Raw genomic sequence first — 20,921 nt, 5'->3', positions numbered from 1 at the left:
TTTATGCCGAATTCGGCATAAGGCATATTGGAAACCCCAGCGGCCGGTTAGACCGAATTCCGTGGCGCAGTGCTTCACGAACTGGATCAGACGCTCGGGATCGCCGGTGATGTCGTCGCGCATCCAGAGCTGGGTGCCGCCATGCTCGGGCTGGATCGAGAGGAGAAAGCCCTCGGAGGGTGGTTCCTCCGATGCGCCGACCTCGGACAGGCGGTTGTAGAGGTCGAGCGCGCGGGCGGCGTTTTCGGGTGTGCCTACGTCGAGCAGGCACGAGAAGTGGGTGAAATAGTCAGCCATGACAGGCTCCTGAAATGAAAATGCCCGGCCCGCACGGCACAGCCGTTCAGATTGTCGACCTCGGGACCGGGCGGATGGCAGATTGGGGTGGGATGCGCGGGGCGAACGGAGCCGCCCCGCGCGACCCGCGCTATTCAGCGGCGACGGCGTGCTGGAGCTCATCGTCGTCATCGGCGGTGTCTTCGTCCTCGCCGTCGTCGGTCAGGAAGTCCGGCAACGCGGTGTCTTCGCCAACATCGGCCTGATCGTCCGCGCCGGGCTGATCGCCATCGAGGGACGCCAAGCGCAGCGGTTCGGGTAGCCAGTTGGTTTCCGCCAGAAGGCGCTCGGCTTCCTTGGCCATGTCGCCTTTCTTCATGTGGTCGATGAGTTGCGCGGCTCGCTCGCCGGCGCCCTCACGGACGGCCTCCAGAATGCGGGGCTTGGTCACACGGCCGAGATAGTTGCCAACCGTGGGCTTCCAGCCGGCGGCCACCATGTCCATCCCGGTCGCTCGCGCGAGCCGATCGGCCTGCGCGAGACGCACGTCGAGACCGTGCTGGCTGACGCCCGAGCCGGAATAGGGGTTCGGACGCTCGAACAGCGCGTTGACGCCGTAGCTGATGCAAAGCGCCAGCAGCTCCATGCGCGTGCCGTCATCGAGATGGGTCAGCCAGTCCCAGAGCGCCTGATCGTCAGCGGGGATGTGCTCCCCCCAGCGTTCGTGGCGATCGTTGACCGCCTGCGCCGATGGGCTTTCCTTCAATTCCTCGGACTGGGCCGAGAAGAAGATGTGGCGAACATTGGCTTCGAGGCAGCCGGTCGGCGCGGTATGGCGGAAGGTGTCGCTGACGAGCTTGTGCAGCAACATCGTCATGGCGACGTGCGGATTTTCCGCCAGCGCGTTGCGCAGCGCCAGGGTGCGATGGGCCGTCAGCTCGATGACGAGCCGTTCAGGCAACGGCTTGATGCCGTCTTCCTCATCGTCCTCGGGCTCGGCAGGCTTGCCGCCGATGGTGATGACCGCACGCTGGACGGTCGGCGTATCAGGCTGGTCGCCGCCGGACGCCTCGGCATCGGGCTCGGCCTGGCTCTCGTCCTCGGCACGGACATAGCCGCGGTCGATCGACAGTGAGCCGTCGGCGTCGAGGCTGACGAAGGCGCCGGCGATTACGATGTCGGTCCGATCGTAGCTGACCGGGCGGTTCTCGAAGGCCTCCAGGGCCTGTTCGATTTCACCGAGGCGCTGATCGATCTCGTCGGGCAGTTCGTCGGCTTCGGAATATTCCGCTTCGATCCGGTCATATTCCTCGCGCAGCGCCTCGCGGGTCGCGCGTTCCTCGTCGGTCAGATCGACCGTGGTGCCGGAGAGTTCGCGAAGGCCATGTACGTGGCCATAGGGGAAGCTCACCGCGACCTCGATCCACTTCCAGCCTTCCTCGGCGACCCGGTCGGCTGCGGTTTTCAGCTTCTCGGCCACCATGCGGTCGAGCAGGGCCGGGTCTTGCAGCCAGCCGCCATCGTCGGACTGGAACAGATCGCGCAGCATGATGCCGCCGGCGGCCTCGTAGGCGTCGACACCGACGAAGACGGTCCGCTTGTCGGAGGCGCGAACCGCAGTCTCGGTCAGCATCCGACGGATCTGGTAGGGCTCCTTTTGCCAGCTATCCTTGACCGCGTCCCAGACCTGCTCCTGACGGGCATGGTCGGGGCTGACGGTGAAGGCCATGAGCTGTTCGAGCGTCATGCCGTCATCGGCATAGATCTCGAGCAGGGCTGGCGAGACGGACGTGAGGCGCAAGCGCTGCTTTACCACGGTGACGCTGACGAAGAAGGCGGCAGCGATGGCCTCCTCGGTCATGCCCTTGTCGCGCATGGCCTGGAAGGCGCGGAACTGGTCGAGCGGATGGAGCGGCGCGCGTTCCATGTTCTCGACCAGCGACACCTCGTCGATCAGGATGTCGCTCGCAGCATCCCCCACGACGCAGGGGACCATGGCGGTCTTACCCAGGCGCTTCTGCTTCACCAGCAATTCGAGCGCGCGATAGCGGCGGCCGCCGGCGGGTACCTCGAACATGCCGGTCTCATTGCCATCGCCATCGAGGACCGGGCGGACATGCAGGCTCTGGATGAGGCCGTGCCGGGTGATGGACTCGGCCATTTCCTCAATCGAGACGCCGGCCTTGACGTGGCGGACGTTGGACTGGCTCAGCACCAGCTTGTTGAAGGGGATGTCGCGCGCCGACGACAGGGTGATCTTCTGAACGGCAGTTGCCATGGACTTTACTCCGCGACGGGCGCCGAGAGCCTCTCTCTCGACCTCCAACCCGTCACGAAGCGAAGCGCCGCCCTCTCACTCTAAGGAGGGCAGCGCCACGGAAGCGGAAAGACGTGAAGCCGGAAACCCGCTTTCCCGCCTTTCCGGTTGTCAGGTCGATTACGCCGCCTGCCGTTCGTCGTCGGCCGAACCGAGGTCGGAGCCGAGATCGGCGTCCGGCAGGAAGCCGAGCAGCCAATCGGCCGCCTTGCTCGCCTGGGAGGCGGCGCGAACGATGGCGCGATTGTCCTCGCGCAGCACCTCCAGCCAGGTGCCGATATAGTCGGCGTGACGGACGGTAGGCGTGATGCCGAGCGATGCGCAGCAGAAGGCCGCGTTGATTTCGGCCACCAGCTCCTCGAAGGCGTATTTCCTGGTGCCGAAACCGCCCGCCAGATCGCGGCCGAGCCGGGAGGCATGGCCGGTGGCGTGCCCCAGCTCGTGCAGGGCCGTGCGGTGCCAGTTGATCGGTTCGAAATAGGCCTGCGGCGGTGGCACCTGCACATAGTCGTGTGCCGGCACATAGAAGGCGCGATCGCCGCCGATGCGGAAGTCGATGCCGGTCGCTCGGATCAGGGCATCGACCTGCGGCTCGATGAGGCCGGGCGGAGGCGGTGGTGCCACAACGGCGACATCCTCCGGCAGGCCGTCGCATTGCGCGGCGTTGAAGACGGTGAAGCGCTTGAGGAACGGGATCGCGGCGGCGTCCTCGCCGGTCTCGCGGGCGCGGCGCTTCTCGTCTTCCGGCGTGAAGCGGTCGGCATAGACGACGGTCGTGCCGTGCTCGCCCTTGCGGACATTGCCGCCCAGCGACAGGGCTTGGCGGAAGGTGAGCCAGCTCTGGCCGGGGAAACCATGCTGGATCACAGCGCCCCAGAGGATCAGCACGTTGATGCCGGAATAGTGCCGCCCGGTCGCGGCGTTCCTCGGCATGGCGAGCGGCGCCTTGGTCGAGGCAGACCCCCATGGCTGGACCCAGGGCGCACGGCCGGCTTCCAGCTCGGCAATGATCTTGCCGGTGATGTCGTCATAGAGGCTTGTCCGGCCTGAGCCGGCGCGTGCGCTGTGAGTTTTCCTGAACATCGCGGTTCTCCGCGACGGGCGCCGGAGACCTCTTCTCCAGCCCTCAACCCGTCACGGGAAACCCGTCCGCACTCTCACTCTATTGGGGGCGTTGCGGGGATCTCTCCGCAGAAGGGGCAGGCAGAGACCCTGGCTCGGCCGCGGGGGAAGGCTTTCCCCCTTATCCGGCCTGTTCCCATGGGCTTCCTTGAAAACTGTCAGAAACTCGCGTATGTTTCCAACAGGAGAAAAACGATGACACGGCTGACCGAACAGATTCTGTCGCATGCGACGGGCTTGCCCGAAGGCGCTCCTGTGTCCGCCAAGAGCCTGCTGCACCTCGGGAACCGGGCGGCCGTGGATCAAGCGTTGTCGCGCTTGACGGAGCGCGGGCAGCTCATCCGCGCCGGTCGCGGCGTCTATCTGCGCCCCATCGCCAGCCGTTTCGGCACGCGCACGCCTTCGGTCGAGCAGGCTGTCGAGGCCCTTGCAACCCAAAAAGGAGAGGTCATCGTCTCGAACGGCGCAGCCGCGGCGAACGCCCTTGGCTTGACGACGCAGGTGCCCGTTCGCTCGGTCTATCTGACCTCCGGGCGCAGCCGAAAGATGCACCTCGGCAAACAGGTCGTGGAATTGCGGCACGCTCCGCGCTGGCAATTGGCGCTGGCCAGCCGTCCCGCGGGGGAGGTCGTGCGGGCGCTGGCCTGGCTTGGCCCGGAAAAAGCGGAAGCCGCGCTCAAGACGTTGAAGCGCAAGATGCCGCCCGGCGTGTTCGGCGAACTGGTCGCCGCCGCGCCGCAGCTTCCGACATGGCTCGCCCGGAGCGTCGGAAAGGCGGCGTATGGCTGACGTCTTTCTCAAGCTTTCAGCCGAGGACCGGCGTGATGCGCTGGGCGTCGCGGCCGACCGCTCGGGCCGTCCCACCCATCTTCTCGAAAAGGATGTGTGGGTGGTGTGGGCGCTGGCGACCCTCTACACCGCGCCGCTCGGCGAACATCTGGTGTTCAAGGGCGGCACATCGCTGTCGAAAGCCTATCAGGTCATTCGCCGGTTTTCGGAGGATGTGGATCTGACCTACGACATTCGGGCCATTGCGCCCGATCTGGTCGGCGACAATGGCGAGGGGTTGCCGAAAACGCGAAGCGAGGAAAAACGCTGGTCGAGCGAGGTCCGTCGGCGGTTGCCGGTATGGGTGGCGGAAACCGTGCGGCCCATGATCGCGAACGCACTGGCCGCCGAAGGTCTGGCGGCCGCCATCCGCGTCGAGGATGACAAGCTCTTCATCGACTATGAGGCGACCGCAACCGGGTCCGGTTATGTCGCGCCCAGCGTCATGCTGGAGTTCGGCGCCCGCTCGACGGGCGAACCGGCGAGCCTGCGCGATGTTTCCTGCGACGCCGCCGGCCTGATCGACGGACTGGTATTTCCGACGGCGCGGCCGCGTGTTATGCACGCGGAGCGGACCTTCTGGGAGAAGGCGACCGCTATCCACGTCTTCTGCCTCCAGGAGCGGCTGCGCGGCGATCGCTTCGCGCGCCACTGGCACGATGTTGTCCGGCTGGATGAAGCCGGCTTCGCGGAAGGAGCTTTCGCTGACCGCGAACTGGCCAACGCCGTCGCCCGGCACAAGTCGATGTTCTTCGCGGAGAAAGCCGCCGACCGCACGCCGATCGACTATGCAGCGGCCGTCAACGGCGGCTTGCAACTCGTGCCGGTCGGCGATGGCACGAAGGCGCTGAAGGACGACTATGCCCGCATGGTCGAGGATGGGTTGCTCTTCGACGACGCCGAGCCGTTCGAGGCGCTCATGGCGCGATGTGCAGATATAGCTGCGCGGGCTAACCGAATGGGGGCCTAAAGGGGGGGCGGGCGTTGAAGATATTCTCGGTAGCGATCGAAAATTTTCGCGGCATCCAGTCGGCCAAACTGGTGCTGCCTGATCACGCCGTACTGATCGGCGACAACAATACTGGCAAATCGTCGGTATTCGAAGCGATCGATCTCGCCTTGGGGCCGGACCGGCTGAGCCGGCGACCACCCGTGGATGAGCATGATTTCTATCAGGGGCGCTATCTTCCCAGCCCAAACCCCGATGCTCCCGAGGGCGCGGAGCCAGGCTCCGCACCGAAAATCACGGTCGAGGTGACGATCACAAATCTGTCGCCGGAGCAGGAGGCACGATTTGGAGCCAACGTCGAGTGGCTGAATACTACTACCGGAGACTTCTATCAGGAGGCTAACCCGGCCGGGGTCGATGCTGCCGAGATCAAGGCGGCGCTGCGCGTCACATTCGTCGGCCAATACGATCCTGATGAGGATGACTTCGTCGGCAACAGCTATTTCACGCGCAGTCTTTCAGAGGATGAGACACCTGCATCGTTCTCGAAGAAGGACAAGCAGCACTGCGGATTTCTTTTTCTGCGGTCGTTGAGGACAGGATCTCGGGCGCTCAGCTTGGAACACGGCAGCCTGCTGGACATCATCCTCCGACTGAAGGAAATCCGGCCGCAGATGTGGGAAGGGACGATCGAAACGCTCGCAGCCTTCGATGTCGCGAGCGACCCGACCATCGGCATCTCGGGCGTCCTCGAGAGCATCGACAAGTCGCTGAAGAAATACGTCCCGCGCGAATGGGGAGTGAAGCCGCACCTGAAGGTGTCGAACCTGACGCGAGAGCATTTGCGCAAGGTCATCACCGCGTTCATCGCCACGGGTGCGGGCGATCATGCCGCTCCCTTCTTCCGGCAGGGAACGGGGACGATCAACATGCTGGTGCTCGCGATGCTGTCACAGATCGCCGAGGATAAGCAGAATGTCATTTTCGCTATGGAGGAAGCCGAAACGGCTATTCCGCCGTACGCGCAAAAGCGGATTGTCCATGAGCTGCGCAAGCTGTCGGCACAGTCGCTCTTCACGTCGCACTCGCCGTATGTGCTCGAAGAGTTCAGCCTCGACGAAACCGTCATCCTCTCGCGATCGGACAATGGCCACCTGAGCCAATCCAAAATCGAGTTGCCGGAGAGCATAAGGCACAAGCGTTATCGGCAGGATTTCCGGACCCGGTTTTGCGAGGGGCTCCTTTCGCGCCGTGTCCTCATCGCCGAAGGCGCTACGGAGGCGACCTCCTTCCCGGTCGTCGCCCGGCGACTGGCCGAGCTTAATCCGGCTACCTATGCGTCTTTGGAAGCCTTGGGCGTCTGCGTGATCGACGCCGGAAGCGAGACCCAGATCGCCGACCTTGGAGCGCTGTACAAAAGTCTCGGGAAACGGACCTTTGCGTTATGCGACAAGCAGACGGATGCCGCCAAGGTGGCCATAGAAGCCCAGGTGGAACGCCTGTTCATGCACGAGGAGAAGGGTATTGAGGATCTTATCCTCAAGAACACCATGCCGGCCGCACTGGAGCGGTTTGCCGATCATCTCGATTGGCCGCAGCATCTGCTCGCGAAATACCCCGATCCTAAGGCCCAGGCTGCTGCGGCGCTTGGAGACTATTTTGGCTGGTCGAAAGGCAATTGGGGAATAGCCGAATTTTTGGCCCAGTGCTCTGAAGCCGAAATCCCGAAGTGGCTCCGCGATGCCTGCGTCACCTTGAAAGCGCTGTGCGATCCGCCTCCACAGCCAGTCAAAGCCGACGCCGAAGGCGAAGACGATTTTGCTGATCTGTTAGGATAGGCGATTGTGTTGTGGTCGACCTGACAGAAGCGCAGAAGGAAATTCTACAAACCGCTGGGCATCAACTCGTCACTGGTGGTCCCGGCTCGGGGAAGACTACCGTCTCTATCCTCAAGGCGGCCAAGATCGCGCGGGAGGATTTGAAGCCAGGGCAGCGCATCCTGTTCCTCAGCTTCGCGCGTGCAACCGTTTCGCGCGTGCTGGAGGCGATCAACGAGGAAAGCGCAATCACGCGAGAGGAGAGACGACGGATCGAGGTCGATACCTACCACTCGTTCTTCTGGCATATTCTTAAAACACACGGCTATCTTGTTGGCTTTCCACGACGAATGACGATCCTCACACCTCCGAATGAGGCGATTGCATTGTCGGCGGTTCGAAGCGGCTACAAGGCGGCCAAGAATCTGTCGGACGAGGAAAAGGCTGAGAAGCGCGCGAAGGAGGAAGCGGAACGTGTCCGGTTGGCGACCGAAGAAGGGAAGGTCTGCTTCGACCTGTTCGCCGGCCGCGTAGCGAGCCTGATTCATGGCTCAGTTAAGGTTCGAGCGCTCATCTCTACGATGTATCCGTACATTATCCTGGATGAGTTTCAGGACACCAGCGCCGATCAATGGCGAGTGGTCCAAGCCCTCGGTGCCAACAGCACGTTGATCGCTCTTGCCGATCCGGAGCAGCGCATCTTCGATTTCATCGGTGCCGATCCGGAGAGGCTGGATCATTTCAAGTCGGCCTTCGCGTCGACGATCCATGATCTTGCCGGTGACAACCATCGGAGCAAGGGGACCGAGATTGCCCTATTCGGCAACGACATCCTGACCGGCAATTTTCGGCAGGAGGAATACCAGGGGATCGGCTACGCGCCGTTCGCGTCGAATCCCAACCAAGCTTATGCCTCACTGGTTGGCCAAGTGTTGCAGGCCCGGAAGCGCTTGCTTGATTCTGGCCAGCGCGGCTGGACGTTGGCGATTCTCGTGCCGACCAAGAAAATGACGCGGATGGTGTCTGACGTCCTGCGCGAGCCATTCGGTAATGTTCCGCCGATTTCCCACTCAGCAGCTGTTGATATGGAAGGCCCGATCCTCGCCGCAGAGATCATTGCTTTCCTGCTTCAGCAGCGCGGGCATGACGGATGCTTCGACGAATTTGTCGAGTTGATGTGCAGCTATTTCCACGGTCGAGGTGGCATGGCGCCGACCAAGGGTGACATGGACGAGGCTGCGCGGTTCCGGAAGGCGCTGTCCAAGTGGAACGAATGTCTAGCGACGGGACGAGCCACGCCTGGTAACAGCGTCTTGCAAGGAACCCATGCCGTGCATCAGGCAATCGCCGCGCTGACGTTCACGGGTGATCCGGATACAGACTGGGTCTCGGTGCGCGACGTACTGGATGGTGGGGCCTGTGAGCGATTGAAGAATGTCGCAAAGGACGTCCGTAACATGCGTCTGCTTGAGCGCGGTACGCAGCTCCGTCAGGGGTTGGCGCAGGACTGGCGTGACGTCGGCTGCTATGGCAACGCCCTTGCGATTACCCGCCAGTCGTTTGTTCAGGAGCATTTCGCAACAGCCCACAAGCCTGAATCCGGCATCGTGGTGATGAACATGCACAAGGCGAAGGGAAAGCAATTCGACGAGGTTGTGATCTTTGAAGGATGGCCAAAACGGTTCAAGGGCGAAATCGTTGCCAATCCTGATCGGATCGTCTCCGGCAATGTCCACGACGGGGTGATGACTCAGGCGCGTCAGAATTTTCGGGTCAGCGTCACACGCGCAAAGGCACGCACGACGATCATGACACCAAGCGATGACGTTTGTGTTTTGCTCAGACGAGGACCGGCATGACCCAGGCCTCTGAGTATGAAGTGCAGGATGACGCATCTTCTGACCATCTGGAGTCCATGGTGCAGACGCTAGAGGCCACCGGGGACTATCGCGTCATCCGGCGCCTTAAGCCGCGTCCATCCAATATGCCGTCTCCCGAAACGCCGGTCCGACTTGGAATGGTAGTGGATGTGGAGACTACGGGGCTCGATCCCCAGCGTGACGAGATCATCGAACTCGCCATGACGCCATTCAGCTACGGCCTGGATGGCACCGTTTTCAGCGTGGGCGACAGCTTCCAAGGGCTGCGTCAGCCGAGCGAGCCGATCGCGCCGGAAATCACTGCGATCACCGGGATCACGAATGAAATGGTGGCCGGCCAGATCATCGATCCCGCCGAGGTTGCCAGATTCGCGGCGCCGGCTTCGCTCGTCATCGCGCACAACGCGGCGTTCGATCGCCGCTTCCTCGAACGCTTCAGCGACGTCTTCTCGACGAAACCCTGGGCCTGCTCGCTCAGCCAGATTGACTGGGCGGCGGAAGGATTCGAGGGCACGAAGTTGGCCTATCTCGCTCAGTCGGCCGGCTTCTTCTATGATCGCCATCGCGCGATACACGACTGTCTTGCGACGATCGAGCTGTTGGCGATGCGGTTGCCCCGATCTGGCGTTACAGGCCTCAGCCGCCTTCTCGACGGCGCTCGTACCGTCGCCTGGCGCATCTGGGCGGAGAACTCACCCTTCGACCTCAAGGATGTTCTCAAGGCGCGGGGATACCGCTGGAACGGCGATTCCGGCCCACAGCCGCGCGCTTGGTATATCGACGTTTCCGAAGGCCAGCGCGAGGCCGAGCTGGGGTTCTTGAGGACGGAAATCTATCGGTATGAGGTCGATCCCCCGGTCCGGCGGATCGATGCCTATGATCGGTTTTCAGATCGCATTTAAGCGCTGCCAAAAGTTGGGCTAACGCTTGCTCTGGTCGTATCCATTGCCGCCCTCGGTGTTTCCGATCGCCTTCAATAAATCCCCGATGGAGCGTCCGCCGATCCGGCAGGTGGCCACCACACGGTCGTAGGACTTATGGTTGGCGATGCACTCCGCGTTCCGGCCCATGGCAAGTCTTTCCAGCGCGGCCTTGGCAGCAGGGCCGGTGGGGGAGTGGAGTTCGGGCGCGTAGAAATCTTCCAGTCGGATCTCCACCCAATTGGCTGACCCTTGACCCACGGCCACGCACAAGGAGTCGCCGTCACCGACATAGACCACGGGACCGGAGAAGTGCGCGCCGCGGTGGAGATAGGACGGCATCGGGTCGTGGTCGGGAATGGCCTTGCAGGGATCGGCCTTGGCCGCTGTCGCCGTGGTCAGCGCCGCCAGCAACGCTAGCCCGATTACAATACGCATAGTCGTTCTCACCTCCGCCTTATGGTGCGCCGGAGTCTCATGCCGCCGCTTTCAGGCGCTTTTTGGCGAGCATGGCGCGGACGAACTTGTCCCATTTCGCCATGCCTGCGCGCTTTTCCACCATGTAGTTCCAGCGGTCGTAGTGCTTGGAGCTGACGTCCTGCAAGGCGTGGTTCTGGAGGCGGTCGCGGATCTCTTTCGGAACACCCGCCTTGCCGGCCAGGGTCTTGAAGGTGCGACGGAGGTCACGGTTGGTCGCATGGGGGATCACGCCGCGATCTCGCTGGCGCCAGACGAAGCTGTAGAGCGTACCGTGGCTGACGGGCTTCGACGGGTCTTTGGCGGAGGGGAAGAACCAGCCATGTTCGTTCGGGATAATCGACTCGATCAATTCAGCAGCCAACGAGGGCACCGGAACAGCGTGCGGCTGGAGGTTTTTGGTTTTGGTCCAATCGATGATCCGTTCCTTGGCGTCCCATTGATCGACATGCAGACGAGCGATTTCCTCAACCCGTTGACCGGTCAGCATGATGATCTGGACGGCGCGGGGATAGGAGGGATGAACCGGGGTGTCGGGGCATTCCAGCCAGCGATAGAGCTGAACGAACTCTTCTTCGCACAACCAGCGTGTTCCGATGGTCTTGGGTTCGGTCGGTATGCCGGCGGCGGGGTTGTAGGTCAGCCGGAAGCGACGCGTAGCGGTGGAGCGATAGTCGTGCTCGGATTTCAGGCCCCAGCTAAAGGCTGATCGAATGTAGCTGCGTACATGATCGGCCATTGAACGCTTGCCGCGCTCATAGATGGGGCGAATGATCGCTGTGATCTCATCCGGTTCGACGTCGCGGGCCGGCCGGTTGCGTCCGAGCGTATCGGCGATCTTGTTGAGGCCCTTTTCCGCCTCCTTCCAAGACGGCTTTCCACCCTCCTTGAGATAGGCGACATACGCCTCGAAGAGGTCGGCGACGGTTCCCGGTCGCGTGTCGCCGGCGATCTTGATGCTACGGCCTTTCTGGATCAGCTCCGCGAAGTCGCGATTGAATATCTCGCGGGCCTTGCTGAGGGGCATCGAGGGATACGAGCCGAGCTTCTTCTTGAGGCGCTTCTCGTCGCGCCATTGCTGCGCCATCCAGTCTGCGGTCACGCGGGTAGGCATAGGCTTCATCACGAGGACTAGTCGACCGGTTCCGTGACCCTCGCCATCGACAAGGCTGAGCTGCTTGCCGGTCGTTTCCACCTGCTTCAGGGCTCGGCGAATTTCTCCATCTGTAAGGCTTGGCACTGGGGTTCTCCGTCGGCTTCCAACTGGGGTCGCTCGACGGGTTCGTGGGGTCGGCGACTGGGGTCAAAAGGGACCTTGACCCCCTTAAAACCGACCCCAATATGCCACAATGGCCGACTCTACGACAAGCCTAAAAGACGTTGTGTTTCAAGGTTATGTGGCGTGATTGAACGTGATCGAAAAGGCCAAGTGGGATGGTTGTGGATCTTTTGTGCCCCGTTTTCTTATGTGCCCCGAAGTCAAGATCGGTAGCTCTATCAATGGCTTCTGAGGCAAGGCTGGGCACATAACGGTGCATGCTTGTTGGCATCAGGTGTTTCTGGTTTTGGGCGACAGATGATTGTCGAGACACTGGGCGGCCAATCATGCCGCCCAGTGTCATATCGCTACAGGGATGAGAGCCACGCCAGCATGGCCGCGTCATCTCGCCATGCGGATTTTCGTGCTTTGCCACCAGCAACCGGCTCAAGCAGTTTCAGGGCTTCCGCCTTCATGCGTATGGTTATCTCGGCGTAGCGATTGGTCGTCTCCAGATTGACATGCCCCAACCAGCCCCGAATGACGTTAACCTCCACCCCTGACTCGAGGAGATGGACCGCCGTTGTGTGCCGAAACACGTGGGGCGTGATGTGGGTGCGTGAGGCTTGTACGCCCGCCGCCTCCCAGAGTTTGGCGTGATGGCGAATACGCTTGTAGATGCCGAAACGGGTCATCCCGCCGCCTGTGCCGCCGACGAACACAATGGTATCTGGCGAAAGAACTGTGGCGCGTTCATCCAGCATGTCCTGCAACGCCTTGGCGGTCTGGCTCCAAAGAGGGCAGGTTCGCCACTTTGACCCTTTGCCGAGCAGCCTGACCCGCGCCGGTGAGGCTAAATCGAGTTGGCCCACCTTCAGTTGCGCGACCTCTGAGACGCGCGCACCGGTGTTGTAGAGCAGCATGAGGAGCGCGCGGTCGCGCAGCGAAAGACGATCCTGGGCGGGGATGCAGGCAAAGAGCGCCTCGACCTCATCACGTGCCAGAAACTTCATCTCTGGGCGCTGATGGCGCTTCATCGGTATGGCTGCAACCTTGGCGCTGACCGGCAACATCTCTGGTGCGGTCCGGCAGAGATATTCGAAGAAAACGTGCAGGGCCGTCAGGCGCTGGTTGCGCGTACTGATGGCGTTGCCGCGCTTGACCTCCATGTTGTTTAGGAATGCCTGCACAGCAGAGTAGTCCAAATGCTCGAACCCGAGGCCACTGACCCCGATCCGATTGGCATCCGCAACGAAGATCAGGAATAGACGCAGGCTGTCTCGATAACTGCGGATCGTGCTGGATTGCAGGCCTTTGTGGCGCGGCAGATACTCCAGAAAGTAATGGTGAACGGCGGTGGGAAGGTTCAGCTGTGTCATGCTTGGCCTCCACCGCTCAGCGTCGGTGCGAAGGCCTCGAAACGCTGATTGGCGGCATCGAAAAGATCGTTAGTGATGGTCAGATAAACTGCGGTGCTGCTGGGATTGAGGTGCCCCAGAAATGTGGACAGATGATGGAGGCGGTCTGCCGGCGTGATCCCTTGGCGGTACCAGTTCAGCAGGGTGCGCACCGCGAATGAATGGCGCAGGCCATGAACGTGGGGACCGAAAACTCCAGGCGGGATCACAAGGGCGAGTTGCGGCAACAGGTCATCGCGAAAAGTGTTCCGGATGCTGTTGGTGCTGATCGGTGTACGGCCATTCCAGGAAAATAGGTAATTGGTGCCCGAGCAGGCGAACCCATGTTGCTCGCGTTGCGTCAGGTAGCTGCGTAGCCTGGCGGCCAACTTGGGGCCAAAGGGCACAAGTCGATCCTTGCCAAACTTGGTATTGCGGATCTCCAACACTTCGCGGGTCAGGTCCACATCGCCCCACTGAAGGCGAGCGACCTCCCCGACCCTCAGCCCAAGGCCAGCGAGCAAGGCAAAGATCATCTCGTAGAGAATGCCGCGCTGTGGTGCGCGTGAATTATCTGGCAATGCTGCGGCCAAAGTCAGCAGTAGCCGGATAGTCTTGTCAGAAAACAGGTAAGGCAGCTGTCGCGCTGTTTGCGGCTGAGGCTTGATCGTTACCGGTGAGGCACCAAGGATTTGTTGGCTGGCGATCCAGTCGAACAACCGTCGAACATCTCCGAGCAGATTATTGTAGCTCCGCGGGTTGGTTCGGTTGCGGGAATCCAAGAAGTCCTGCAGGCACTGTGCGTCAATCGCCTCAATGCTTTCCACGCCGCGGTTGTTGAGAAATCGATCGAGCAGCCGAAGTTGGCGATCTTCGCAGGCGAACTTGCATCCCATGGCGCGTTTTGCACGCAGGTATTGTTCGATCTGAGGGGCCAGGATGCTTTGAAAGCTGTTCCAGGGGGCGGTCATAGCACGTCCTCCCCTTGGGCAATGACCATCTCTCGCAGCTTGTGCACCGCCACCTTGCCATAGACCAATGTGGATGCGGGGTGGCGATGACCGACGTAATCGCCAATGACTTTGAAGGGCAGGTCGGCTTCTACAAGGTGCTGAACGCAGGCATGGCGCAATGTGTGCGAGCCGGCACGTGCAACCTGAATGCCAATACTGCGCATGCGGCCAGAAACCATGCACGACACCCCCGTATGCCTCATAGGTGTATATGGCGATCTTGCGGCCAAGAAGACTTGGCGATCGGCGATATCCGTGCGCCGAACGTGCAAATAGGCGATTATGGCTTCGCCGACGGTCGCTGACAGCGGATATCGGGTCGAATGGCCGCCTTTGCGCATTGGGATGCTGATCTGGTCATGCACCCAATCAATATCATCGAGGCACAGGGCCGCGATCTCTCTTGCACGCAATCCGTAGCTGGCCAGCAATGTCAGAATGGCATAGTCGCGTTTGCCCACGTCGGAGCGGCAATCGACGCTGGCCAGCAGGCGCTCGACATCAGGCCATGAAATGGCACGTGGAATGGATGCTTGTCGATAGGCGCGGCCGCGCGGAAGACTGCGTGTGAGATCGTTCGCAATGATGCCTTCACGGTGCAGATAGGCGAGGAAGACGCGCAAGGCGCCGGTCGTGCCGAGCATGCCGGACTTGTGCAACGTCTCCGCGCGGGTGTTAATGAAATCAGTGATGGACGCCGGGGTAAGCGCCGACAGGGTTATGCCCGTCTGCGCCAAGTATGACTCGAACGGGCGCAGGGTGTAGGTGTATTTGTGTAGCGTGGCTTGGCGCAGTCCTTTCTCGTTGAGAAGGAAAGGGAAAAAACCAGGTGCGCTGACACAGAAGGGCATGCGGGGACGATGGCTCGGACGTGTGAAACCAGGCAGAGCTAGGCAAAGCATTCGCTCCACAGGCAAACGGCTTTGGGAAGCGATTGCCGCCCGGTCCTGTGCGCTCTTGCACCACTTGCCGTGTTTAGCAAACCAGTGGCTTACAAACGCATCTACGTGATCTGGAAGCTGATCAAGGCGTTGAACACCACGTCCAACGACGAACTCGTTGAAGTGTCCGAGGGCCCGAACATTCTGCTGAATAGTAGCGGTACCGGTATGTAACTCATCAAGCGATTGAACGTAGCGCTCGATCTGCGGCCCAAGCCACTGGGCTCTGATACGGTCGATCACCTTGAGCGACCTGAAATGGCGTTCCAACATGACAAGCATCCTTCTGGAAAATTGCAGGAGCTGTCATGTTGCACGACGTTTGCCGTTATGTGCCGGGCTTTAGCTCAGAAGCCATTGAAAGAGCTACTGATCTTGACGGCGGGGCACATAAGAAAACGGGGCACAAAAGGTGCATTATGTGGCGCGCCACATAATGGACGAGGATCAGGGCGCTGGCGTTCAGCATCAGCGCCCGCTTGATCACCTCGCGCGGATAGACCGGGACATGGTCGACCGTGCCAATTGAGAGAAGCTCATCGGAGATGATCCGGTTCTTGCGGTCGAGATAGAGGACGTGGAAGCGCTCGACCGGGCCGCGGACAGTCAGCGCGCAATAGTCCATCAGTGCCTGCCAGCTGCCGATGACCGGGTTCTGACTGAGGTAGCGGCCGAGGATGTCACGGGCCTCGAGGACGATGGTTTCTTCCTGGGGGGTCATGGGCGTTCTCGCTGAACTGCGCAGGCAGAAGCCCCCTGCCCTTTCCGGGCGGGGCAAGTGGCATGCTGTCTGAAGGGGAAAGCGCGACCGCCGCGCGCGAGGGCGGTCGCGTTGTCGGGCCCGGCGTCAGCCGACCCGGTCGAGGAGCTTCTTGGCGCGGCCTTCCATGTCGAGGCGGGCGTCCTGCTGGGTCTTGTCTCGTGCAAGCCGCGTGATGCCCTGCACGAAGTCGAAGATGCTCTCGGGCGGGCGGCCCTCTTCCATCAGCACCTTCTCGATGATCTTGCCGGATTCGGCCTTCGAGAAGCCGCGCTTGCGAAGAAAGTCATCCCGGTCCTCGTCCGTCCGCGCGACGATCTGCTGCCGCGCGGCCTTGATGCCGTTCACGAAGCCCTGCGGCGAGGAATTGGCGAAGCGCGTCAGCGCCGGGGCCGCCTCATGCGCGAAGCGGGAGGCCGCGTATTTCGAGTGGCGGATGGTGATCTCCTGGAAATCCTCGACGCCCCACAGATTGCGGTTCTGGCACACTGCTCGCAGGTAGAAGCTCGCCATGCCGAGGGTTTTCGCGCCCACCTCGGAGTTCCAGCAATAGAAACCCCGGAAGTAGAGGTCGGGAGAGCCGTCCGGCAGGCGGCCCGCCTCGATCGGGTTGTGATCGTCGACAAGGAACAGGAAGACGTCGCGGTCCGAGGCATAGAGCGTGGTCGTGTCGCGGCTGATTTCGACATCGGGGTTGTAGACCCCGGTCGACCAGTCGAGCACGCCCGGCACCTTCCAGCGCGTGTCGCCGGTGCCATTGCCCGCGATGCGCTGCACCGCCTCGACCAACTCGTGGTCAAGGATGCGGCCATAGTCGGGGCCGGTCACGGCGCGCAGTTCCGTGCGGCCATCTTCCGTCTCGAACGTCTTGACCTGCTCGGCGCGGTGATTGGTCAGGCCGTACTGCAGGTTGATCCCGGCCAGCGGCGCAGGCAGCTGCCTCAGGTAGGAGGCCGGGGCCCCAACGATGCTGGCAAGCTGGCCGAAGGCCCAATGCGTCGGCGCGACCGGCTCATGTGCCTTCGGCAGCATCAGGTGCAGCCGCTCGGGGTTGTCGCGCGCGGCTTCGACGCGGATCTCCGCCGTCTGCACGACCCGGCTGCGGCTGCGCTCGGACCGGCCCTTCACCGATGCCCAAAGATCGTCAAGCGAGAGATACCGCTCGTCATCCGGCCGGTTGAACCATTCAGACGACACCCGCCCGTTCCGCTCACCCCGGCTCACATCCACTTTCCAGCCACCCGCCCGCGCCGGTGCGACTGGATCCAGAACTTCTACAACGCCCATCAGCTATCTCCCGCGACGGGCGCCGGGAGCCACTCTCCCAGCCCTCAACCCGTCACTGGAAACCGGCACTCCTCTTACTCTAGAAGGTGGTCAGGGCGGAAAACCGTCTTGTCGCTGCGCGGTATGTCACCTGCTGCAAAACTGGGAAAATAGTCGTTCAAGGGCGTTATGCAGACGACAATCTGCTAGGCCGTGCGAAGCGCAAGTCTGGCGGATATTCGGTCGAGAGATACACGAACCTGCGTTTGCGTAATACAACCGCTGCCCCGTGCCGGCGGATCAGAAGCCATATTTCTCTCTGCGAAGATTGAACGCTGCAGCGCCGCCTTCCATGATGCGTTTGATGGCCTCACGGACATCTGGAATGTCGATGGCTCCCTCTCCCGCTATCTTGCCGCCGGACTGATCCCCAGCCTTGCGGTATTCGCACCAGGCGACAAGCTCTGCGTCCCCGTTGACGACGAGATTGGCATTGTGGCTGACGAAGATGAGTTGACGCCGCTTTTTGGCCGCCCATATCTGTTCGACGATTTCCTGCATCACTGGGTTGTCGAGGTCTTCTTCTGGTTGGTCGATCAGAAGGGGCGGCCCTGCCTGGTTCAGAAGCGTGCGCAGGAGCGCCGTTGCCTGCTGGCCTGACGAGGCGTTCGAGAAATTGATGTATTCTCCCTCGCGCGAACGGTATTCGAAATGGGGCTCGCTTTGGATTTCAGTTAGGGACAGTGACAGCCAGTCGTCGGAGGAAAGTTTGCGAGCGAGCTTATCGCAATCGCCCTTGGTGGCGCCTGCGCTGGTGAGAAACGGGGTCTCGGGAAGGTGTTCGGTTGAATCCTTGTCGGGATCGAAGTTCGCCAAGGTCTCGAGGTCTTCAAGCGTGCCGAGCCATGAGCGGTGAGGATCATCCGCCTCAAGAATGGCCTCGGCGATGCGCTCGATCCGGTCTTTGCGGACTCCCGATCCGCTCAGACGTTCTCTCAGTAACTCTGAAAACGCATCGGCATTCGAATACCTGTGAACAATCGCGCGGATGGCACCGCCGGATCTCTCAGTTAGAGCCTCGCACTGTCCTTGGATCAGGCCGTCGCGTTGCCTTCTAAGTTCGTGCAGCCTCTCCTGTTCGGCCTGATAGGTTTCTCCGGCCTTCTGGAGCAATATGAGTTCTTCCGATAGACGGGTATGTTCCTTCTGGAGCGATGCGACCTTGGCTTCCAGCACCTTCAGCTGCTCCATTCTATCCCGATGCGCGGACGATCTGCTTAGCGCAGCGGAATAGGCGTGGCGGTAGGCCTCAAGACGGACGCTCCATTGTGACCATTTGCTGTCTTCGCGCTCTGCGAGGGCCTGATCGATGCCGGACTTGGCCCCGCGCAATGCTTCTGCGATCCCGGCAACCAGTGCGTCGTAATCGGCGGACAGTTCCGCGATCAGCGCCTTTTCGGGAAATTCATCGGCCAGCCCCCCGAGGTCTCCCCGGATTTCGCCGCCGAGCAGTTCGAGCAGCTGATCGATCCGCCCGCACGCATCCCGCAAACGCTGCTTGCGGGCATCCACCGCCTGTTCGGCGCTGTCATATTGCGATCCGAGATCCAGCAGCGTCCGGTCTTCTGGCGACAGCCCGCCGAGCGATGCGCGTATGCTGCTCGCCTGTTCCTGGTAGGAGCGGAATTCTAGGCTAAGCCGGGCAATGTCCTTTTCGATGGTCTTCTGGCGCTGCCTCGTGGAATAGCTCTAGCGCAGCTTTTCGCTTTGTTCGCCCATCTGCCGTTCGAGCTGCCCGAGTTCGGTGCGGATCGGCGCGGTGATAAATCTTGCAAGCTCGTCCAGGCGAACACTTACATTGCTGAGTTGCTTCTGGCTGTAGGCCTGAACAGGCAGCAGGGTGCGTACCTCATTCTCGGTGCATGGCCGCAGTTCATCGTCGCCAACCTTGATCTGCACGGTGCCGTCTTTGCTGGCCCGTCGCACAAGATGGGGCACTCCGTTCACGGTGAAAGCGACATCAACGGTCGCGCCAAGGGGCTTCAGCGTTCCCTCGATCAGCCGCGCGCGGCGCGCTTGGTAGTCGGGAGTGTCGTCGTCACTTCCAGCGGGAGGCTGGTCGCACAGCGCCCACCGCAGATATTCGAGGATTGTGGACTTTCCGGTGCCGCGTCCGCCGATCAATGCATTGTACTGAGGATTGAAGGCAAGTTCCAAAGGCCCGAGAAAAGAGCTGTTCTGTACGCTGATCGACGTAATGACGACCGACGGAACACTTGGCTCAGTGTCGGAAATACGCGATTCTTGGGCTAAGCATGCCTGCCGCAGCGCTTCCGCCGTCGGGCTGGCCCATTTGATCCATGACGAATGCTTGCCGAGATCGGCGTGATCTTCACGGCGGTTGTCGGAAGTCTGGATGCAGGCGATGCGCTTGTGGCCCCAAGCCTTTTCTTTCCCCGCAAGAATATTCAGAGTTCCGCCTTTCAGCCCGTCCTTAGAGCCGTCCAGATAGCCCCCGACGCAGGGCATGTCCTTGTATTTTGGGGCCATGCCGCTACGGAGCAAAGAGAATTTTCCCTCGCCGGTTACATTGGGAAGAATGATATAGCGGTCCTTGAGCCAGCTGTGTTCGTCCAGTTTGGACTTTAGGGTCTTCAGGGAATCGATGTGATCGAGGCGTTCCGTCTGAATCGTCTTTTCGTCGCCTGACGGAGCGGGCGTGATCGTCAATGCCGTCAGGACGGCATCAAAGCGGTTGTCCTCAAAATCAGCATCCAAGAGGAGGATTGCCTGGCAGGGGACAGCGAGGGTTAGCTCTATTCCCGGAAAGACAACGATACGGTCGCGGGCCTGCAGGGGGTTACCTTCCGCATCCGTTTCCTGCGCGGCGGCCTGCCGGACGTAGGGGATGAAGGCCATGTCGTGATGATCGGTGATGGCAATGGCGTCCAGACCCTTCTCCCGGCACGCGGCGATAAGCGCAGCGGCATATTCGGCGCGGGCTTCGTCACCAATCCGCGGCTGGCCTGTCCATTGGCGATCTCTAGGGCTATGAACTTGAAAATCGCAGCGGTAAAAGTGCGCCCCCTTGTCTGCGCTGCTAGTAAGGTCGCCTCCCATTCTCCACCTCTAAATGACTTGTCGTCAGTCGGCGCGATCCAAGCTCAAACGAAGTAATCACGGACATCCCCCAGCAGCCTTGCCGCCGTCCGACTAATGCCCGCGAAGCGTTTCGGGATCAAGGTTGGCTAGCCTTGTTTTGCTCCGGCAACCGTTGAAGGGCGGCTTTCGAGAATGCCGCGAAGCAGTATTCTGCAAAGCAGATCGTCCTCTTTGGGCGGAAATCGCCCGAACCCGACGGGCTTCCCCGCCGGGCCCGAGGGGGAGACCCCGTTCCTCAGAACGGGATCTCGTCGTCGCGGTCGACCAGCTCGGGGCTTTCACCCTCGGCCGATTTCGGGCGGCTCAGGAAGTCGACCTTCTCGGCGATGATCTCGCAGCCGTAGCGGTCGACACCGGCTGCGTCGGTCCACTTCGTGTAGTGGATGCGGCCGTGGACGAGGACCTTCATGCCCTTTTCGCAGTGCTCTGCGACGGTCTTGCCGAGACCGTTGAAGCAGGTGATGCGGTGCCATTCGGTGTCCATGACCCGGTATCCGCTCTCGTCGCGCAGCACGCGACCTTCCGAGAGGCGCGGCCG

The 20,921-nt window shown here is 61.4% G+C and carries 18 protein-coding genes; 5 read left to right on the top strand and 13 right to left on the bottom strand.

Annotation, left to right across the window (positions count from 1 at the left end; genetic code table 11):
* The 3 genes from FE811_RS20240 to FE811_RS20230 form a co-directional block, all read right to left on the bottom strand.
* The coding region (locus tag FE811_RS20240) for a hypothetical protein (RefSeq protein ID WP_140848542.1) at positions 1–297 on the bottom strand (297 nt) is incomplete at its 3' end.
* Between the two features lie 130 nt (positions 298–427).
* Positions 428–2,554, bottom strand: a complete 2,127-nt coding sequence (locus FE811_RS20235) for a ParB/RepB/Spo0J family partition protein (protein ID WP_140848541.1) — start codon at positions 2,552–2,554, stop codon at positions 428–430.
* A gap of 159 nt (positions 2,555–2,713) precedes the next feature.
* On the bottom strand, positions 2,714–3,676 hold the full coding sequence (locus FE811_RS20230; protein ID WP_140848539.1) for an ArdC family protein: 963 nt from the start codon (positions 3,674–3,676) through the stop codon (positions 2,714–2,716).
* Between the two features lie 234 nt (positions 3,677–3,910).
* Here FE811_RS20230 and FE811_RS20225 point away from each other — a divergent pair, with 234 nt between their 5' ends.
* The 5 genes from FE811_RS20225 to FE811_RS20205 are packed head-to-tail and all read left to right on the top strand — an operon-like array spanning position 3,911 to position 10,091.
* Positions 3,911–4,504 (top strand): DUF6088 family protein, encoded by a 594-nt coding sequence (locus tag FE811_RS20225; RefSeq protein WP_140848538.1) that lies wholly within the window; start codon positions 3,911–3,913, stop codon positions 4,502–4,504.
* A complete protein-coding gene (locus tag FE811_RS20220; RefSeq protein WP_140848536.1) occupies positions 4,497–5,513 on the top strand; it encodes a nucleotidyl transferase AbiEii/AbiGii toxin family protein in 1,017 nt (338 codons plus the stop codon). Before FE811_RS20225 ends, FE811_RS20220 begins: the two co-directional genes overlap by 8 nt.
* A gap of 14 nt (positions 5,514–5,527) precedes the next feature.
* A complete protein-coding gene (locus tag FE811_RS20215) occupies positions 5,528–7,330 on the top strand; it encodes an ATP-dependent endonuclease (RefSeq protein ID WP_140848534.1) in 1,803 nt (600 codons plus the stop codon).
* An 11-nt stretch (positions 7,331–7,341) separates the two neighbouring features.
* Positions 7,342–9,168, top strand: coding sequence for a UvrD-helicase domain-containing protein (locus tag FE811_RS20210; protein WP_140848532.1), 1,827 nt, complete (start codon positions 7,342–7,344; stop codon positions 9,166–9,168).
* On the top strand, positions 9,165–10,091 hold the full coding sequence (locus FE811_RS20205) for a 3'-5' exonuclease (RefSeq protein WP_140848531.1): 927 nt from the start codon (positions 9,165–9,167) through the stop codon (positions 10,089–10,091). Before FE811_RS20210 ends, FE811_RS20205 begins: the two co-directional genes overlap by 4 nt.
* Positions 10,092–10,109: 18 nt before the next feature.
* Here the strand turns inward: FE811_RS20205 and FE811_RS20200 are convergent, their stop codons facing one another.
* The 10 genes from FE811_RS20200 to FE811_RS20160 form a co-directional block, all read right to left on the bottom strand.
* A complete protein-coding gene (locus FE811_RS20200; protein WP_140848530.1) occupies positions 10,110–10,547 on the bottom strand; it encodes a thermonuclease family protein in 438 nt (145 codons plus the stop codon).
* A gap of 37 nt (positions 10,548–10,584) precedes the next feature.
* Positions 10,585–11,826 carry a site-specific integrase gene (locus FE811_RS20195; protein WP_140848528.1) on the bottom strand — a complete coding sequence of 414 codons (1,242 nt, stop codon included), beginning with the start codon at positions 11,824–11,826 and terminating at the stop codon, positions 10,585–10,587.
* Between the two features lie 386 nt (positions 11,827–12,212).
* Entirely contained in the window at positions 12,213–13,223 is a 1,011-nt protein-coding gene (locus tag FE811_RS20190) for a tyrosine-type recombinase/integrase (protein WP_045682664.1), read from the bottom strand.
* Positions 13,220–14,212 carry a tyrosine-type recombinase/integrase gene (locus FE811_RS20185; RefSeq protein WP_045682666.1) on the bottom strand — a complete coding sequence of 331 codons (993 nt, stop codon included), beginning with the start codon at positions 14,210–14,212 and terminating at the stop codon, positions 13,220–13,222. The genes FE811_RS20190 and FE811_RS20185 overlap by 4 nt, the downstream gene beginning before the upstream one ends.
* Positions 14,209–15,468 (bottom strand): tyrosine-type recombinase/integrase, encoded by a 1,260-nt coding sequence (locus FE811_RS20180; RefSeq protein WP_045682747.1) that lies wholly within the window; start codon positions 15,466–15,468, stop codon positions 14,209–14,211. The genes FE811_RS20185 and FE811_RS20180 overlap by 4 nt, the downstream gene beginning before the upstream one ends.
* Before the next feature lie 55 nt (positions 15,469–15,523).
* On the bottom strand, positions 15,524–15,916 hold the full coding sequence (locus tag FE811_RS20175; protein ID WP_140848527.1) for a JAB domain-containing protein: 393 nt from the start codon (positions 15,914–15,916) through the stop codon (positions 15,524–15,526).
* A gap of 126 nt (positions 15,917–16,042) precedes the next feature.
* A complete protein-coding gene (locus FE811_RS20170) occupies positions 16,043–17,242 on the bottom strand; it encodes a DUF932 domain-containing protein (RefSeq protein ID WP_140848525.1) in 1,200 nt (399 codons plus the stop codon).
* A gap of 279 nt (positions 17,243–17,521) precedes the next feature.
* Positions 17,522–18,793, bottom strand: a complete 1,272-nt coding sequence (locus tag FE811_RS27955) for an AAA family ATPase (protein WP_219848912.1) — start codon at positions 18,791–18,793, stop codon at positions 17,522–17,524.
* 177 nt (positions 18,794–18,970) lie between these two features.
* A complete protein-coding gene (locus tag FE811_RS27950; RefSeq protein ID WP_219848911.1) occupies positions 18,971–20,341 on the bottom strand; it encodes a PHP domain-containing protein in 1,371 nt (456 codons plus the stop codon).
* 277 nt (positions 20,342–20,618) lie between these two features.
* Positions 20,619–20,921, bottom strand: a 303-nt coding sequence (locus FE811_RS20160; protein WP_140848524.1) for a single-stranded DNA-binding protein, incomplete at its 5' end; no start/stop codon positions are given.

The sequence above is a fragment of the Paracoccus sp. FO-3 genome (genome assembly GCF_006386455.1).
Taxonomy (GTDB): Bacteria; Pseudomonadota; Alphaproteobacteria; order Rhodobacterales; family Rhodobacteraceae; genus Paracoccus; species Paracoccus versutus.
This window is presented reverse-complemented; position numbering and strand designations above follow the sequence as displayed.

Coding starts and splice junctions, on each gene's coding strand:
- FE811_RS20190 (WP_045682664.1), bottom strand. CDS start 13,223: ATGACACAGCTGAACCTTCCCACCGCCGTTCACCATTACTTTCTGGAG.
- FE811_RS27950 (WP_219848911.1), bottom strand. CDS start 20,341: ATGGGAGGCGACCTTACTAGCAGCGCAGACAAGGGGGCGCACTTTTAC.
- FE811_RS20235 (WP_140848541.1), bottom strand. CDS start 2,554: ATGGCAACTGCCGTTCAGAAGATCACCCTGTCGTCGGCGCGCGACATC.
- FE811_RS20225 (WP_140848538.1), top strand. CDS start 3,911: ATGACACGGCTGACCGAACAGATTCTGTCGCATGCGACGGGCTTGCCC.
- FE811_RS20205 (WP_140848531.1), top strand. CDS start 9,165: ATGACCCAGGCCTCTGAGTATGAAGTGCAGGATGACGCATCTTCTGAC.
- FE811_RS20185 (WP_045682666.1), bottom strand. CDS start 14,212: ATGACCGCCCCCTGGAACAGCTTTCAAAGCATCCTGGCCCCTCAGATC.
- FE811_RS20230 (WP_140848539.1), bottom strand. CDS start 3,676: ATGTTCAGGAAAACTCACAGCGCACGCGCCGGCTCAGGCCGGACAAGC.
- FE811_RS20175 (WP_140848527.1), bottom strand. CDS start 15,916: ATGACCCCCCAGGAAGAAACCATCGTCCTCGAGGCCCGTGACATCCTC.
- FE811_RS20170 (WP_140848525.1), bottom strand. CDS start 17,242: ATGGGCGTTGTAGAAGTTCTGGATCCAGTCGCACCGGCGCGGGCGGGT.
- FE811_RS20200 (WP_140848530.1), bottom strand. CDS start 10,547: ATGCGTATTGTAATCGGGCTAGCGTTGCTGGCGGCGCTGACCACGGCG.
- FE811_RS20180 (WP_045682747.1), bottom strand. CDS start 15,468: ATGTTGGAACGCCATTTCAGGTCGCTCAAGGTGATCGACCGTATCAGA.
- FE811_RS20220 (WP_140848536.1), top strand. CDS start 4,497: ATGGCTGACGTCTTTCTCAAGCTTTCAGCCGAGGACCGGCGTGATGCG.